Genomic DNA, 14,243 nt, shown 5'->3' on the forward strand with positions numbered 1-14,243 from the left:
CGCGCGCTGTTCATCGCGATCGCTCTGCGCTCCCCGGGTAGGAGTCGAACCTACTTCGCTAATCCTGATTCAAAGTCAGGCGGGCCCTGCCGAAAGACCAACCGGGGATCAGCCTCGTCTGAGGCTCCGGTGAGTCTACCAAGGGGCCCGAGGGTTATCCACAGCAGCCGAAACCATCGAAATTCCGGTAGCCAAGTGGCCAGAGTGGAAGCGAGACTTGTTCCTGCCATGAAGGAGAACCAGATGGACAAGGTGCGTTGCTTCGGCGCCGACGACCCGCTCTACCAGACCTATCACGACGAGGAGTGGGGCCGCCCGCTCGAGGCCTCGGACGACGAACATGAGCTGCTCGAACGCGTCTGCCTGGAGGGCTTCCAGGCGGGCCTCAGCTGGATCACGGTGCTGCGCAAGCGCGAGGCGTTCCGCGAGGCCTTCGCGAGCTTCGACCCTGCGGTGGTGGCGGAGTTCGACGAGGACGACGTCGAGGTGCTCATGTCCAACACCGGCATCATCCGCAACCGGCTGAAGATCCAGGCAGCCATCGGCAACGCACGCGCGCTCAACGAGATGCATGACAACGGCGAACGCTTGGCAGACGTCATCGCCGGGTACGCGCCCGAGCCGCGGGAGCAGGCGTCACTCACCTGGTTCGACGTCCCCGCCAGCACACCGGAGTCGGTGGCGCTCAGCAAGGACCTGCGCCGACGAGGCTTCCGGTTCGTCGGCCCCACCACGATGTACGCACTGATGCAGGCGATCGGGCACGTCGACGACCACATCAAGGGCTGCTGGCTGGCGCGCGCCTGAGGCATGGGCCAGACTGGGGCAGTGACCACTCCCGCCGCGCCCAACCGTGCCCGCCGCTCGCGGACGCGGATGACGGCGGCCCAACGCAGGGAGCAGCTCATCGAGATCTCCCGCGAGCTGTTCGCCGAGCGGGGCTTCGAGGGCACGGCGGTCGAGGAGATCGCCGCCCGCGCCGGCGTGTCGAAGCCGGTGGTCTACGAACACTTCGGCGGCAAGGAGGGCGCCTACGCCGTCGTCGTCGACAGGGAGACGCAGACGCTGCACAACGCCATCCGCAGCGCGCTGACCACGCCCGGCGCCGGCTCGCGGGAACTGCTGGAACGCGGGGCCATGGCGCTGCTGGAGTACATCGAGCAGCGGCCAGACGGCTTCCGCATCCTCTCGCGTGACCCCTCGTCCGTCCCCACCTCGGGGCAGACGGGCGGATCGTTCGCGTCGATCCTCAGCGACATCGCGGTACAGGTCGAAGACCTCCTCGCCACAGAGTTCACCCGCCTGGGCCACGACCCGCAGTTCGCCGGCCTGTACGCCCAGGCCCTCGTCGGGCTGGTGGCGCAGACCGGTCAGCAGTGGCTGGACAACCGTGAGCCGTCACGCGAGGTGGTGGCGCGGCATCTGATCAACCTCGCCTGGAACGGCATGGCGCACCTCAAGCCAGACCCCAAACTGATCATGGAGACCATCGACAAGCGACGTGACAAGCAGGCAGCGGCGGAGGAGCCTCAGGACGAGCCCAGGAGCAGGCGCCGCAAGTAGTGGGCCAGCCGGTCCTGGTCCGTCTGTTCCCAATTCGCCAGCAGATCCGCCTCGAGCCGGATCAGCGTCGCCATGGCGGCGTCGACGAGCGTCAGACCGTGCTCCGTCAGCGACACCAGCACGCCACGGCCGTCATTGGGGTCGGGCTCTCGGGTCACCGCTCCCCTGTGCACCAGCCGGTCCACCCGGTTCGTCATGGTGCCTGAGGTGACGTGCGTCTCCTTCAGCAGCTGGCCGGGCGTCATCTGGTACGGGTCTCCGGCGCGACGCAGCGCGGCCAACACGTCGAACTCCCAGCCCTCGATGCCGTGCTGCGCGAATGCCTCCTTGCGCTGCACCGCCAGGATGCCGGCGAGCCGGTCGATCCGCGACCACACCTGCAGCGGCGCCAGCTCCAGGTCTGGCCGCACCCGCTCCCAGGCGGCGACGACGGCGTCGACCTCGTCGTTCATCCCATCACCTGCGCTCCCGCGACGGGGCCGTAGGCGCGTCGGACCGCCCTGACGCCGCTGAACACGGCCAGGGCCTCGGCGATCTCGTGGCTGTGCGCCTCCGAGCCCGCGAGGAACGCGCACGTCGGGCCCGAGCCGCTGACGATCGAACCCAACGCGCCCGCGTCGCGACCCAACCTGAGGGTGTGCGCCAGCGTGGGCTGCAGCGAGATGGCCGCCTCTTCGAGGTCGTTGGACAGCGCGGCCCCGACGGCGGGCACGTCGCCGGCACGGAGCGCCTCGACCAGTTCGTCGGCCACCGCCGGTTGGCCCGGAGTCGAGAGCCGGTCGAACTCCTTGAACACCGACGGGGTGGACAGCCCGGTGTGCGAGAGCGCGAACGTCCAGTGGTAGGTGCCCGACGTCATCAGCGGCGCCAACTGTTCACCGCGGCCGGTGCCGATGGCGGTGCCGCCCAGCAGGAGGAAGGGCACGTCCGAGCCGAGCTCTGCCGCCAAGGGGTGGAGCTCCTCACGGGTGAGCCCGAGGCCCCACAGCGCGGAGCAGGCCACCAGCACCGCAGCGGCATCAGCCGAGCCGCCGGCCATGCCGCCGGCCACCGGGATGCGCTTGCGGATGACCAGCGAGACGCCCACGTCGTCGAGCTCGGCGTGACGGGCCAGCAGCTTCGCGGCCCTGATCGCGAGGTTGGTGTCGTCGACCGGCAGGAACGCGGCACCCTCGCCGTGGAACGCCAACTTGAACTCACCGGGCCGGGCGACCTCGGCGGTGACCTCGTCGCCGAGGGAGACGGCCTGAAAAACCGTTGCCAGCTCGTGGAAGCCCTGAGTGTCGGTCCCACCGACGCTCAGAGCGAGATTCACCTTCGCAGGCACGCGCACACGCACCGTGTTGCTCACGGCATGAAACCTACCCCAGAAGTCGTTCGGCAATACGGGCAAATGCCTCGATGTCAAGCATTTCCCCGCGCAGCTGAGGATCGAGGCCCGCCGCCTCGATTGCGGCGGACGCGGCAGCCGACGAACCTGCCATCCCGGCGAGCGCGGCCCTCAACATCTTGCGCCGCTGCGCGAAGGCGGCGTCCACTACCTCGAACACCTGCGCGCGGGTGGCCGTGGTCTCCGGAGCGGGCCGCCGCGTGATGCGCACCAGCCCCGAGTCGACGTTGGGCACCGGCCAGAACACCTTCGGTGGCACCGTGCCGACGCGCGAGGTCTCGGCGTACCACGCCGCCTTCGCGCTGGGCACGCCGTAGACCTTGGAGCCGGGGGCGGCCACCAACCGGTCTGCCACTTCCAACTGCACCATGACCAGGCCGCGGGTCCAGTCGGGGAACAGCTCGAACATCCGGAGCAGTACCGGCACCGACACGTTGTACGGCAGGTTCGCCACCAGCGCGGTGGGCGCCAGCGGCAACTGGTCGACCTGCAGCGCGTCGGCCTCGACGACGTGCAACCGGCCGGCCGCGTCGTCGCCCATCCGCTCGCGCACCGTCCGTTCGAGACGCTGCGCCAGGCGGTCGTCGATCTCCACCGCCACGACGGTGGCGCCCCGCTCCAGGAGCCCCAGCGTCAGCGACCCCAGGCCTGGGCCGATCTCCAGCACCACATCGTCGGCCACCACCTCGGCGAGGTCGACGATGCGCCGCACGGTGTTGGGGTCGATGACGAAGTTCTGGCCCCGCTGCTTGGTGGGCCGCAGGTCCAGTTCCGCGGCGATCTTCCGGACCGACGACGGGTCCAGCAGCCCCAGCTCAGGCATCTCCCCACCTCCCGCCGTACGCGGCGAACGTGTTGGCCGTGACCTGGTCGCAGAACTCGGCGAGGTCCACGTCGAGCAACTCGGCCAGGAAACGGACGGTGTGCGGCAGCAGGTAGGGCGCGTTGGCCTTGCCCCGCTGCGGCTTGGGCGTGAGGTACGGCGCATCCGTCTCCACCAGGATCCGGTCCAGCGGCGTGGCCAGCGCGGCCTCGCGCAGCGCCTCTGCCGAGCCGAAGGTGACCACGCCGGGGAACGACAGCCAGCCGCCGCGCTCCAGGCAACGGTGGGCGAAGTCGGCGTCGCCCGAGAAGCAGTGCATGACGAAGCGCTCCGGCACGCCCTCGTCGTCGAGCACGCGGAGGATGTCGTCGTGCGCGTCGCGGTCGTGGATCATCAGCGTCTTCCCGAGGCGCTTGGCCCACTGGACGTGCCGTCTGAAGGCGACTTCCTGCGCCCGGCGCCCCTCGGCCTCGCGGGTGCGGAAGTAGTCCAGGCCCGTCTCGCCCACGGCCACCACGCCGGGATCCGCGCACAGTTCCTCGATCACGGCGAGGTCGGCCTCCAGCCGCGACTCCCCCGCCTTGAGGAACGTCCGGGCCACGTCGTTGGGGTGCAGCGCCACCGCCGCCCGCACCTGCGGGTCCGCGCCGGCCAGTTCGACGGCGAACCTGGCGCTCTCCACGTCGCAGCCCACCTCGATCAGCCGCGTGACGCCGACCCCGGCGGCCAGCGCCAGGTTGTCGGCCACCTGCAGGCCCGAGTACTCCGCCGTCGACGTGAGGTGCGTGTGGTTGTCGACCACCGGGCGCGGCAACGCCTCCGGCAGCGGGGGCAGGCCCAGTTCGTCGAGGACGCTCATCACTTCTCCTTGTCGGCCAGCGCGGCCGCGTACAGTGCCTTGCGGTTGGTGCCGGTGACCTTGGCCACCTCAGCCACCGCAGCAGACAGTTTCGCACCACCGGCCATGGCCTGCCGAACCAGCGCCAGCGCGTCGTCGGCGGAGGTCTCCGGCGCCTCGGCGCCCGCGATCACGACGGTGACCTCACCGCGCACCTCCCCTGCGGCCCACTGCGCCAGTTCGGACAACGGCCCGCGGATGATCTCCTCGTACGGCTTCGTCAGTTCGCGGCACACGGCGCCACGGCGGCCGGCCCCCAACTCGGCGGCGGCGTCGGACAGGAAGTCCTCCAACCGGTGCGGCGCCTCGAAGAACACCATCGTGCGCTCCTCCGTCGCCAGTGCCCCCAGCCGACGGCGGCGCTCCCCGGCCTTGCGCGGCAGGAAGCCCTCGAAGCAGAACCGGTCCACCGGCAGCCCCGACACGGCAAGCGCCGTCAGCACGGCCGACGGGCCGGGCACCGCCGTCACGCGCAGGCCCTCGTCGATGCAGGCGGTGACCACCCGGTAGCCGGGGTCGCTGACCGACGGCATGCCGGCATCGGTGACCAGCACCACGCGCTGCCCCGCCGCGACGGCGTCGACCAGTTCCCGCGTGCGGCTGGCCTCGTTGCCCTCGAAGTAGCTCACCACGCGTGCGGCGGGCTCGATGCCGAGCCGCTTGGTGAGGGTGAGGAAACGTCGGGTGTCCTCCGCCGCGATCAGGTCCGCCGTCGTCAGGGCGTCGCGCAGCTTCTGGCTGGCGTCGTCGGACGAACCGATCGGTGTGGCTGCAAGGATCAGCCTTCCGTCGCTCAGGTCATGCATGGGTAGAGCCTATGATGCCTGTGTGCAAACGACCTTGAGGGCGCTCGACGACGGCCGCCTCCGCGACTGGACGCTCGGGTGGATCGTGACGATCTCGATCACCCTCATGGCCTTCGCGCTGCGCTTCTACAACATCGGCTTCCCCCACAAGGTGCTCTTCGACGAGACCTATTACGCCAAGGACGCCTGGGCCATCCTGCAGTCCGGCTACGAGCGCAACTGGACGGATGAGGCCAACGACCTCCTCCTCAAGGGGGACCTCAGCGGCATGGAGGACACTGCCGCGTTCGTCGTCCACCCACCGCTCGGCAAGCTGCTGATCGGCGCCGGCGAGGCCATGTTCGGCATGAACCCGTTCGGGTGGCGCTTCATGGCGCTCATCTTCGGCACGCTGCTGGTGTTCTTCACCATCCGGCTGGCCCGCCGCCTGTCCCGCTCCACGCTGGTGGGTGCCGTCGCCGGCCTGCTCCTGACGTTCGACGGGCTCGCGTTCGTGATGAGCCGCATCGCGCTGCTCGACATCTTCCAGGCCACGCTCGCCGTCGCCGCCGTCGCCGCGCTGGTCGCGGACCGCGACTGGTTCAGGCACCGGCTGGCCAACCACCTCCGGCGCCATGACCTCGTCGACCTGGGGGGCCGGTTCGGCCCGCTCCTGCTGTTTCGCCCCTGGCGCCTCACCGCAGGCATCCTGTTCGGCCTGTCCTGCGCGGTGAAGTGGAACACCATCTACCTGTTGGCCGTGTTCGGCATCGTCGCCGTCATCTGGGACCTGGGTGCCCGGCAGCTCGCCGGCGCCCGGTACCGGAAGTGGCTCTCGCTCGTGATCGACGCGCCTGCCGCGTTCGTGCAGCTCGTCGTCGTGGCCGTGCCCGCCTACCTGGTCACCTGGTGGGGCTGGCTGAGCACCACCGGTGGCTACACCCGGGACTGGGGCGAGCACAACCCCGACCACCCGCTGGTGAAGTTCTTCGGCAAGGCCCTCGCGTCGCTCATGTGGTACCACAAGCAGGCCTACGAGTTCCACACCAGCGAGAAGATGATGACGGAGACGGACCACCCGTACGAGTCGCACCCGGCCAGCTGGATCCTGATGCTGCGCCCCATCGGCATCGAGGCCGAGAACGACATCCAGCCCGGCACCCAAGGCTGCGAGGCCGTCGGCGACACGTGCATGCGGATCATCTCCGGCATGGGCACGCCGTTCCTGTGGTGGGCCGCCGCCCTGGCGCTGCTGCTCGGCCTCTACTGGTGGATCATCAAGCGCGACTGGCGCTTCGCCGTGCCCGTCCTGGCGCTGGCCGCCGTCTGGCTGCCGTGGTTCCAGTACGCCGACCGCCCCATCTTCTTCTTCTACGCGATCATGATGATCCCGTTCAGCACCGTGGCCCTGGCCATGGCCATCGGCAAGATCATCGGCCCGGCGGACCATCCCCAGCGGATGCTGCGCTCCGTCGTGGCCGGGTTCATCGTCGCCCTCGTGATCGCGAACTTCGTCTACCTCTACCCCATCCTGACCGCAGACCTGATCAGCCGGAGCAGTTGGTGGGCGCGGATGTGGCTGGGCAACACCTGGGTCTGACCCATTCGACGCGCGCTGCCGCACAAGGCTCAACCGGTCTGCGCACTTTGGGGCTCCCCGTTCCTGACGCACCTTGTGAGCACAAGAATGGCCCGGAACTGTCCACATTCGACACAGGTTGGTCAACGATGTCCCGCTTATCAAAGGCAATCGTTGCAGCAGTATCGGCGGCTCTGGTCACCACCACGGCTGTAACGCCCGTGCTGTCGCAAACGGCAAACGCGGCCCCCACCACGACCCAGCAGGACCCGCTGGTCCTGAAGTACTCCGCACCCGCCCCGCTGAACCGCTGGCAGGAGGAGTCGCTGCCCATCGGCAACGGCGCGCTGGGCGCGTCGATCTTCGGCCAGGTGGCCAACGACGAGGTCTTCCTCAACGAGAAGACCCTCTGGACCGGCGGCCCCGGCGTGCCCGGCTACCGCTACGGCAACTACCCCGAGGCTGAGGTCGCGCAGCGCCGCGCCAACCTGCAGGAGGTGCGCGACGTCATCAACACCACCGGCGAGGCGACCGCCGGATGGGTGGCGGGCAAGCTGGGCCAGCCGAAGGTGGGCTACGGCAACTACCAGTCCTTCGGCAAGCTGATGTTCGCGTTCAACAACGGCGTCGGCACCCCCACCGACTACGAACGCTCCCTCGACATCGACAACTCGGTGGCCAAGGTCACCTACAAGGTCGGCGAGACGACCTTCACGCGCGAGTACATCGCCTCGTACCCCGACAACGTCGTCATGATGAAGATCTCCGCCGACAAGCCCGGCGCCGTGAACTTCACCACCACCTACGACAAGAAGCTGCAGTCCGGCATGGCCGCAGACCAGCAGGCGCTGAGCAGCGGCACCGTCACGGCTTCCGGCTCGCGCATCACGTTGGCCGGCACGTCGCCGAACAACGGGCTGAAGTACAACGCCCAGGCCGACGTCGTCACCGACGGCGGCACGACGACGGCGGCCGGCGCCACGATCACCGTGGCCGGGGCCAACTCGGCCACGATCGTGTGGGCCGCGGCCACCGACTACGGCGCCGAGTACAACGCCGACATCACGAAGTCCTACCGGGACGGCCGCACGGCCGCCGAGGTCGCGGCCGAGGTGACCCAGCGGGTCACCGACGCGCAGACGAAGGGCTGGGCAGAGGTCAAGACGGCCCACCAGGCCGACTACAAGGCGATCTACGACCGTGTGAAGCTCGACCTGAACGGCGCGGCCCTGACCGTGCCCACGAACCAGGCCCGGTCGGCGTACCGCGGCACCTCCGCCGCAGACCGCACGCTCGAGACCATGTACTACCAGTACGGCCGCTACCTGCTGATCTCGTCGTCGCGTGACCACGTGCTGGGCGCGGCCAACCTGCAGGGCGTGTGGAACCAGGTCAACAACCCGCCGTGGTCGGCCGACTACCACACCAACATCAACGTCCAGATGAACTACTGGCCGGCGCTGTCGGGCAACATGCCCGAGACCTACGACGCGTACCTCGACTACATCGACTCCCTCGTCGGCGCCGGTGCCACCTCCGCGCAGAACGTGCTCGGCATCGAGGACTCCTGGATGGTGATGAACGAGACCACGCCCTTCGGCTTCACCGGCGTGTTCGACTGGTCCACCGCTTTCTGGTTCCCCGAGGCCAACGCCTGGCTGGCGCAGGCCTTCTGGTGGAAGTACCTGTACACCGGTGACGAGGACTTCCTGCGCACCACCGCCTACCCGATGCTGAAGAAGACCTCGAAGTTCTGGGAGCAGTACCTCGTCGAGGACCCGCGGGACGGCCAGCTCGTCGCCAACCCCTCGTACTCGCCGGAGCACGGCCCGTTCGTGGCCGGCGCCTCGATGAGCCAGCAGATCGCCACCGAACTGTTCCAGTCGACCATCGAGGCCGCAGAGGTCCTCGGCCTCGAGTCCGAGGTCACCGGCCTGCGCACCACGCTCGCCGACACCGACGACGGCCTCACCATCAGCGAGGAGACCGGCATGCTCCTCGAATGGAAGGGCACCGAGCAGCTCGGCGAGATCGGCCACCGCCACGTCTCGCACCTCTACGCCCTGTGGCCGGGCCGCAACATCTCCGTCAACACCACGCCCGAGCTGGCGGAGGCGGCCCGCAAGTCGCTGGTCCACCGCGGCGACGGCGGCACCGGATGGTCCATGGCGTGGAAGATCAACTTCTGGGCCAAGCTGTTCGACGGTGACCACGCCCACCAGATGGTGAAGAACATCATCTCGAACTCCACCTACCCGAACCTCTGGGACGCGCACCCGCCGTTCCAGATCGACGGCAACTTCGGCGCCACCTCCGGCATCAACGAGATGCTCGTGGCCAACGACCCCGGCCTGATCACCGTCCTCCCGGCGGTCCCCGCCGCCTGGGCCGACGGCTCGTTCGACGGCATCAAGGCCTGGAACGACGTCACGGTCGGCGCCACCTGGTCCTCCGGCGCCACCGACCAGGTCCGCCTCACCACCGGCAACGCCGGCCCGGTGAAGGTCAAGACGACCCTGGCCGGCGGCGCCGTCACCGTGCGTGACGGCTCCGGCGCCACCGTCGCCTCCACGCGTGCCGACGGCGTCGTGTCCTTCACTGCCACCGCCGGTGGCACCTACACCATCGACGGCAACGTCAAGGTCACCGTCGCCGACGCGCCCGACTCGCTCGTGTACTCCACCGACGGCACCGTGACCGTCAACTACACCGGCGCCCCCGCCGGCAGCGAGCTCGTCGTCGAGGCACCGGAGGGCTGGCAGGTCTCCCCCGTGCGCCAGCTGGTCGGGGAGGGTGACGGCACCGCGTCGTTCACCGTCCGCGCCCCCAACACGGGCACGCAGGGCACCCTGCGGGTGAAGCTGGTCGGGCCCGACCTCGAGGTCTCGGGCACCGTCGGCATCCAGCTGGTGGATCCGTCGATCGTCCCGGTCCAGGGGATCGCGGCGTGGGACAGCGCCGAGGTCACCGGTGAGGGCCCCACCAACGGCTTCGTGTCGGCCGCCATCGACGGCAATCCGTCGACGTTCTGGCACACGCAGTGGTCGGGCGGCAGCCCCGCCTACCCGCACTACATCGTGCTCGACCTGGGCTCGGAGAAGACGTTCCAGTCGTTCGTCTACACCCCGCGCCCGAAGAGCGACTGCGGTTCGTCGAACGACCCGGCCGTCTGCAACGGCCAGATCGGCGGGTACTCCATCCAGGTCCCGACGGCCGGCACCTTCGTCGCACCCACCGCGGCGCAGCTGCGCCAGGCCCAGTACGCCCAGCCGGCCGACGCCGTCTACGAGACCGTCGCCAGCGGCACGTTCGAGAAGAACACCGCCCCGAAGACGGTGACGTTCGACGAGCCGGTGACCGCCCGTTACGTGAAGCTCCTCGCCACCACGCCGGCCGCTGCCGGTCAGGCGTGGGCCCACGCGGGCGAGCTCGGCGTCCGCGCCGCCGCCGCGGCAGAGCCGGAGCCGCTGCCCGCGGCCGCCATCACGGTCTCGCCCGCCGAGGCCGAGGCCGGTGACACCGTCACCGTCAGCGGCGCCGGATGGGCATCCGGTGAGGTCGTGAAGGTCTCCATCGGCGACACCGTGGTGAACGCCACGGCCGACGCCCAGGGCGCGTTCACCGCCTCCGTCGCGGTGCCCACCTCGCTCGCCCCCGGCGAGACGGTGGTGCGGGCCGTGGGCACGTCGAACGTGGTGACCACTGCAGCCCTGCTCGTGGTCGACGCCACTGGCCCGGAGGTCTCGCAGATCGCTGCGCAGAACGCCACCGTCGGGGAGGCCTTCGAACTGCAGGTGTCGGCCACAGACCAGTCACAGCCCCTCACCTACACCCTGGCTGGCAACCCGTCGTGGTTGACGGTCGACGCCACCGGGAAGCTCTCGGGCACCCCGACCGGCCCAGGCACGTTCGGCGTGACCGTCAGTGTCTCGGACGTTGAGGGCAACACCTCGCAGGTGACGTTCACGCTGAAGGTCCAGCGCAAGCCGGGCCCCACGTCGTCGCCGTCGCCGTCGGTGTCGACCCAGCCGACGACGTCGCCCAGCCCCAAGCCGACGACGTCGCCGACGAAGCCGGGTGCCGACTTCGTCCGCACGGCGCCCTACACGCTGGCGGGCACGCACGAGCTGAACGGCCGCCAGTGGATGACCACCTGTGAGGACTACTCGCAGACCGAGCGCTGCCGCACGGAGATCTGGGCCACCGTGGTGCAGATCGAGGGCGGCGAGTTCGTGCGCAAGAGCGGCTGGGTGTTCAACAACCTCACCTACCTGCCGTTCATGACGCGGGACGCCTGGAAGGGCAACCCGCTGGGCGCCGCCGGTGAGTTCACCTCCGCCGGCCGTCAGTGGCGCACCGAGTGCGACACCGCGGCCACCGGCCGTGGTGCGTGCCGCTCGTACACGTGGACGACGGTGTACGCCGCCACCGCCAGGCCCATGGGTGGATATTCCTTCAGCCAGAACAACGAATGGGTGTTCAACAACATCGTGATGTTCAAGAGCTGAGCAACCACCACAGGGGGCCCCGGAGTCGACGACTCCGGGGCCCCTTCGTGTCTGTCAGAGGCTGCGCAGCACCCGCGACCCGAAGGCCCGCAGCTTGCTGATGGGGGGCAGGGCGTTGCCGCTCTTCTGGTGCCCGGCCAGCAGTCGCGCGAGGTAGTGCCCGCTGGCGGTGCCGTTCATCAGCTCGCCCCGGCCGTTGCCCCGGGCATAGAACCCGCCCGGGATGGCGGAGGCGCCGACGACGGGCCGGCCGTGGTCGCTCGGGTCGATCGCCAGACGGCTGTGCTCGAGGTCGGTCGCGCCGAGGTTCGCCACGGCCCAGGCCTCGAGTGCCCGGGACGCGTCCGCCACGCCGTTCAGCGTCGTCTTCTGGCCCAGCAGCAGGGCCGTGTCCCCCGTCGGGCGCACCATCCAGACGTCGGGCCGGGCGTGCAGCGACACCTCGGTCACCGGCTCGGCCGGCGTGCAGCGCAGCACCGGCACGTACTCCGCCGGCCCGATCCGCGCCACGCGCCCCCAGGGGCTGACGCCCAGGGTGTCGATGACCGCCATGCCGGTGACGTGTCCCATGTCGTGGACCCAGGCCATGTTGTTGCGGAAGTAGATGCGGGTGGCGCCGTCGCGCCTGGTGAGGTGCGTCACGGTCACGCCGTGCACCACGTTCGCCCCCGCTGCGACGGCGGCCCTGCGCAGTTCGACGGCGTAGGCCGCGGGGTCCACGACGAGGACCTCGGTCATGAGCGCGATGGCGTCGGGCGCCACCAGCACGTCGGCCTTGCCACCCTCGCCCCGGTACAGCTCGGCCAGCTGCAGGGTCTCCCCCTCGTCGCCGCCCGGAAGGGAGTTGTCACGCATCTGCAGGCGTTGGGCGTCGGGGAGGACGGAGTTGATCTGCGCGAGGCCGGCGATGTTGCGGCGGGTGTGCTCGCGGGCGGCGGCCAGGCCGTAGAAGTGGGCCATGTTCGCCACGGTGGAGGCGTGCCCGATGGCGGCGACGCCGTGGCCGATGGCGGCGCTGATCCCCTCGGTGTTGGGGTCGAGCACGACGACGCCGAAGCCCTCGGACGCGAGCAGGCGGGCGACCGTGAGACCAGCCACGGTCGCGCCGAGGACCACCACGTCATGCGCCATGTCCCAACCCTAACCGGCGACGTCGGAGCAGTGCCGGGCGGCACGCAGCCGCCGCGTTCATTCGGGGACCCGAGCTTCCTGCGGGGGCGGGCGCGCGAGTAACATTCCGCCGACGAAAGGAAGCCCCCCTCATGTGGAAGCTGCACAACAACGGAGTCCTCCTCCCCGACGCGGTGGTCAAGCCCACCGAACGCCTCGGCTGGGGACGCACCATCGGGCTCGGCGCCCAGCACGTCGTGGCCATGTTCGGCGCCACGTTCGTGTTCCCCCTCCTGATGGGCCTCAACCCGCAGCTCGCGGTGATGATGTCGGGCGTGGCGACGCTGCTGTTCCTGTTCGTGGTCAAGCACCGCGTGCCCAGCTACCTCGGCTCCTCGGCCTCATTCGTGGGCGTCGCCACCGCCATCTACGCGGCGGGCGGCAACCCCGCCACGCTGACCGGGGCGCTGTTCGTCGTCGGCCTGCTGCTGTTCATGGTGGGCATCATCATCCACTTCGCCGGCGCGCGCGTGATCCACAAGGCGCTGCCGCCCGTGGTGACCGGCGCGGTGGTCATGCTGATCGGCTTCAACCTGGCGCCGGTGGTGGCTGGCGTGTACTGGCCGGTCGACCCGTGGCTCGCCTTCGTCGTCATGCTCATCGTGGTGGGTCTGTCCATCGGGCTCCGGGGCTTCTGGGGGCGCATCGCGATCTTCCTGTCGCTGGTGATCGGCTACGTGCTGAGCTGGCTGGCCGACGTGGTGTTCGGCCCCATGGTCAAGGAGGGTGCAGACGGCACCGTGACCGAGCAGCTGCGCGTCGACTGGGGCGCAGTGCAGCAGGCCGACTGGTTCGGCCTGCCCCCGGTCACCGACCTCGCCACCTGGGAGTTCGGCGCCACGACCAACGTCGTCGGCCTGCACCTGCCGCAGTTCTCGCTCGGTGCCATCATCATCGCGCTGCCCGTCGTGATCGCCCTGATCGCGGAGAACACCGGCCACGTCAAGGCGGTGGCCGAGATGACCAAGGAAGACCTCGACCCGCTCATGGGCCGCGCCATCGCGGCCGACGGCGCCGCCTCCATGCTGGCCACCGCGGTCGGCGCCGGCCCCACCACCACGTACGCGGAGAACATCGGCGTGATGGCGGCCTCGCGCGTCTACTCGACGGCGGCCTACGTCGTCGCGGCCATCGTGGCCATCCTGTTCGGCTTCTCGCCCGTCTTCGGCGCCGTCATCTCGGCCACGCCCTCGGCCGTGCTCGGCGGCATCACCGTGGTGCTCTACGGCATGATCGGCCTGCTGGGCGCGAAGATCTGGAAGGAGAACCACGTCGACTTCGGCAACCCCGTCAACCTCATCCCGGCCGCTGCGGGCATCATCATCGGCATCGGCGACGTCAAGGTGCCGATCGGCGACTTCGAGCTGGGCGGCATCGCGCTGGGCACCATCGTGACGATCGCCGTGTACCACCTGGCCCGCGCCATCGCCCCGCGCCAGATGCGTGAGGAGGCCGACGGCGCCACCCTGCAGTACGACGTGGAGGGCATGCACCACGTCGACGAGGACTGAGGGTCGCCGGGCACCC

At 69.7% G+C, this 14,243-nt stretch carries 11 protein-coding genes and 1 tRNA gene; 5 read left to right on the top strand and 7 right to left on the bottom strand.

Annotated elements, in window-relative coordinates; genetic code table 11:
- Window positions 1-29 precede the first annotated feature (29 nt).
- Window positions 30-108 (bottom strand) — tRNA-Gln (locus ABEA30_RS00990).
- Window positions 109-228: 120 nt separating this feature from the next.
- On the opposite strand from ABEA30_RS00990, the gene ABEA30_RS00995 reads away from it, so the two are divergent.
- Both ABEA30_RS00995 and ABEA30_RS01000 read left to right on the top strand, forming a co-directional pair.
- A complete protein-coding gene (locus tag ABEA30_RS00995) occupies window positions 229-807 on the top strand; it encodes a DNA-3-methyladenine glycosylase I (RefSeq protein ID WP_345577654.1) in 579 nt (192 codons plus the stop codon).
- Between the two features lie 3 nt (window positions 808-810).
- Window positions 811-1,563, top strand: a complete 753-nt coding sequence (locus ABEA30_RS01000) for a TetR/AcrR family transcriptional regulator (RefSeq protein ID WP_386085297.1) — start codon at window positions 811-813, stop codon at window positions 1,561-1,563.
- Here ABEA30_RS01000 and ABEA30_RS01005 read toward each other — a convergent pair.
- Genes ABEA30_RS01005 through rsmI form a run of 5 tightly spaced genes read right to left on the bottom strand, consistent with a single transcriptional unit; the run spans window position 1,530 to window position 5,480 of the window.
- On the bottom strand, window positions 1,530-2,015 hold the full coding sequence (locus ABEA30_RS01005; protein WP_345577657.1) for a MarR family winged helix-turn-helix transcriptional regulator: 486 nt from the start codon (window positions 2,013-2,015) through the stop codon (window positions 1,530-1,532). The genes ABEA30_RS01000 and ABEA30_RS01005 overlap by 34 nt on opposite strands.
- Entirely contained in the window at window positions 2,012-2,914 is a 903-nt protein-coding gene (locus ABEA30_RS01010; RefSeq protein ID WP_345577660.1) for a 4-(cytidine 5'-diphospho)-2-C-methyl-D-erythritol kinase, read from the bottom strand. The genes ABEA30_RS01005 and ABEA30_RS01010 overlap by 4 nt, the downstream gene beginning before the upstream one ends.
- Before the next feature lie 10 nt (window positions 2,915-2,924).
- A complete protein-coding gene (gene rsmA, locus ABEA30_RS01015) occupies window positions 2,925-3,776 on the bottom strand; it encodes a 16S rRNA (adenine(1518)-N(6)/adenine(1519)-N(6))-dimethyltransferase RsmA (protein ID WP_345577663.1) in 852 nt (283 codons plus the stop codon).
- Window positions 3,769-4,635 carry a TatD family hydrolase gene (locus ABEA30_RS01020; protein WP_345577666.1) on the bottom strand — a complete coding sequence of 289 codons (867 nt, stop codon included), beginning with the start codon at window positions 4,633-4,635 and terminating at the stop codon, window positions 3,769-3,771. Before ABEA30_RS01020 ends, rsmA begins: the two co-directional genes overlap by 8 nt.
- Window positions 4,635-5,480: a 16S rRNA (cytidine(1402)-2'-O)-methyltransferase gene (rsmI, locus tag ABEA30_RS01025; protein ID WP_345577669.1), complete on the bottom strand. Its 846-nt coding sequence runs from the start codon at window positions 5,478-5,480 to the stop codon at window positions 4,635-4,637. Before rsmI ends, ABEA30_RS01020 begins: the two co-directional genes overlap by 1 nt.
- Before the next feature lie 106 nt (window positions 5,481-5,586).
- On the opposite strand from rsmI, the gene ABEA30_RS01030 reads away from it, so the two are divergent.
- Together ABEA30_RS01030 and ABEA30_RS01035 are read left to right on the top strand one after the other, a co-directional pair.
- Window positions 5,587-7,059, top strand: coding sequence for a dolichyl-phosphate-mannose--protein mannosyltransferase (locus tag ABEA30_RS01030; RefSeq protein WP_386085304.1), 1,473 nt, complete (start codon window positions 5,587-5,589; stop codon window positions 7,057-7,059).
- 200 nt (window positions 7,060-7,259) lie between these two features.
- Window positions 7,260-11,546 (top strand): glycosyl hydrolase family 95 catalytic domain-containing protein, encoded by a 4,287-nt coding sequence (locus tag ABEA30_RS01035; RefSeq protein WP_345577675.1) that lies wholly within the window; start codon window positions 7,260-7,262, stop codon window positions 11,544-11,546.
- A 54-nt stretch (window positions 11,547-11,600) separates the two neighbouring features.
- Here the strand turns inward: ABEA30_RS01035 and ABEA30_RS01040 are convergent, their stop codons facing one another.
- Window positions 11,601-12,677 (bottom strand): FAD-dependent oxidoreductase, encoded by a 1,077-nt coding sequence (locus ABEA30_RS01040; protein WP_345577678.1) that lies wholly within the window; start codon window positions 12,675-12,677, stop codon window positions 11,601-11,603.
- A 131-nt stretch (window positions 12,678-12,808) separates the two neighbouring features.
- On the opposite strand from ABEA30_RS01040, the gene ABEA30_RS01045 reads away from it, so the two are divergent.
- Window positions 12,809-14,227 carry a uracil-xanthine permease family protein gene (locus ABEA30_RS01045; RefSeq protein ID WP_345577680.1) on the top strand — a complete coding sequence of 473 codons (1,419 nt, stop codon included), beginning with the start codon at window positions 12,809-12,811 and terminating at the stop codon, window positions 14,225-14,227.
- Window positions 14,228-14,243 lie beyond the last annotated feature (16 nt).

Source organism: Tessaracoccus lubricantis, from assembly GCF_039544535.1.
In the GTDB taxonomy this organism is placed as follows: Bacteria; Actinomycetota; Actinomycetes; order Propionibacteriales; family Propionibacteriaceae; genus Arachnia; species Arachnia lubricantis.

Excerpts from the sequence above, each read along its gene's own strand:
- ABEA30_RS01045 (WP_345577680.1), top strand. The coding sequence starts at position 12,809 with ATGTGGAAGCTGCACAACAACGGAGTCCTCCTCCCCGACGCGGTGGTC.
- rsmI (WP_345577669.1), bottom strand. The coding sequence starts at position 5,480 with ATGCATGACCTGAGCGACGGAAGGCTGATCCTTGCAGCCACACCGATC.
- ABEA30_RS01000 (WP_386085297.1), top strand. The coding sequence starts at position 811 with ATGGGCCAGACTGGGGCAGTGACCACTCCCGCCGCGCCCAACCGTGCC.
- ABEA30_RS01030 (WP_386085304.1), top strand. The coding sequence starts at position 5,587 with ATGGCCTTCGCGCTGCGCTTCTACAACATCGGCTTCCCCCACAAGGTG.
- ABEA30_RS00995 (WP_345577654.1), top strand. The coding sequence starts at position 229 with ATGAAGGAGAACCAGATGGACAAGGTGCGTTGCTTCGGCGCCGACGAC.
- ABEA30_RS01005 (WP_345577657.1), bottom strand. The coding sequence starts at position 2,015 with ATGAACGACGAGGTCGACGCCGTCGTCGCCGCCTGGGAGCGGGTGCGG.
- ABEA30_RS01020 (WP_345577666.1), bottom strand. The coding sequence starts at position 4,635 with ATGAGCGTCCTCGACGAACTGGGCCTGCCCCCGCTGCCGGAGGCGTTG.
- rsmA (WP_345577663.1), bottom strand. The coding sequence starts at position 3,776 with ATGCCTGAGCTGGGGCTGCTGGACCCGTCGTCGGTCCGGAAGATCGCC.
- ABEA30_RS01040 (WP_345577678.1), bottom strand. The coding sequence starts at position 12,677 with ATGGCGCATGACGTGGTGGTCCTCGGCGCGACCGTGGCTGGTCTCACG.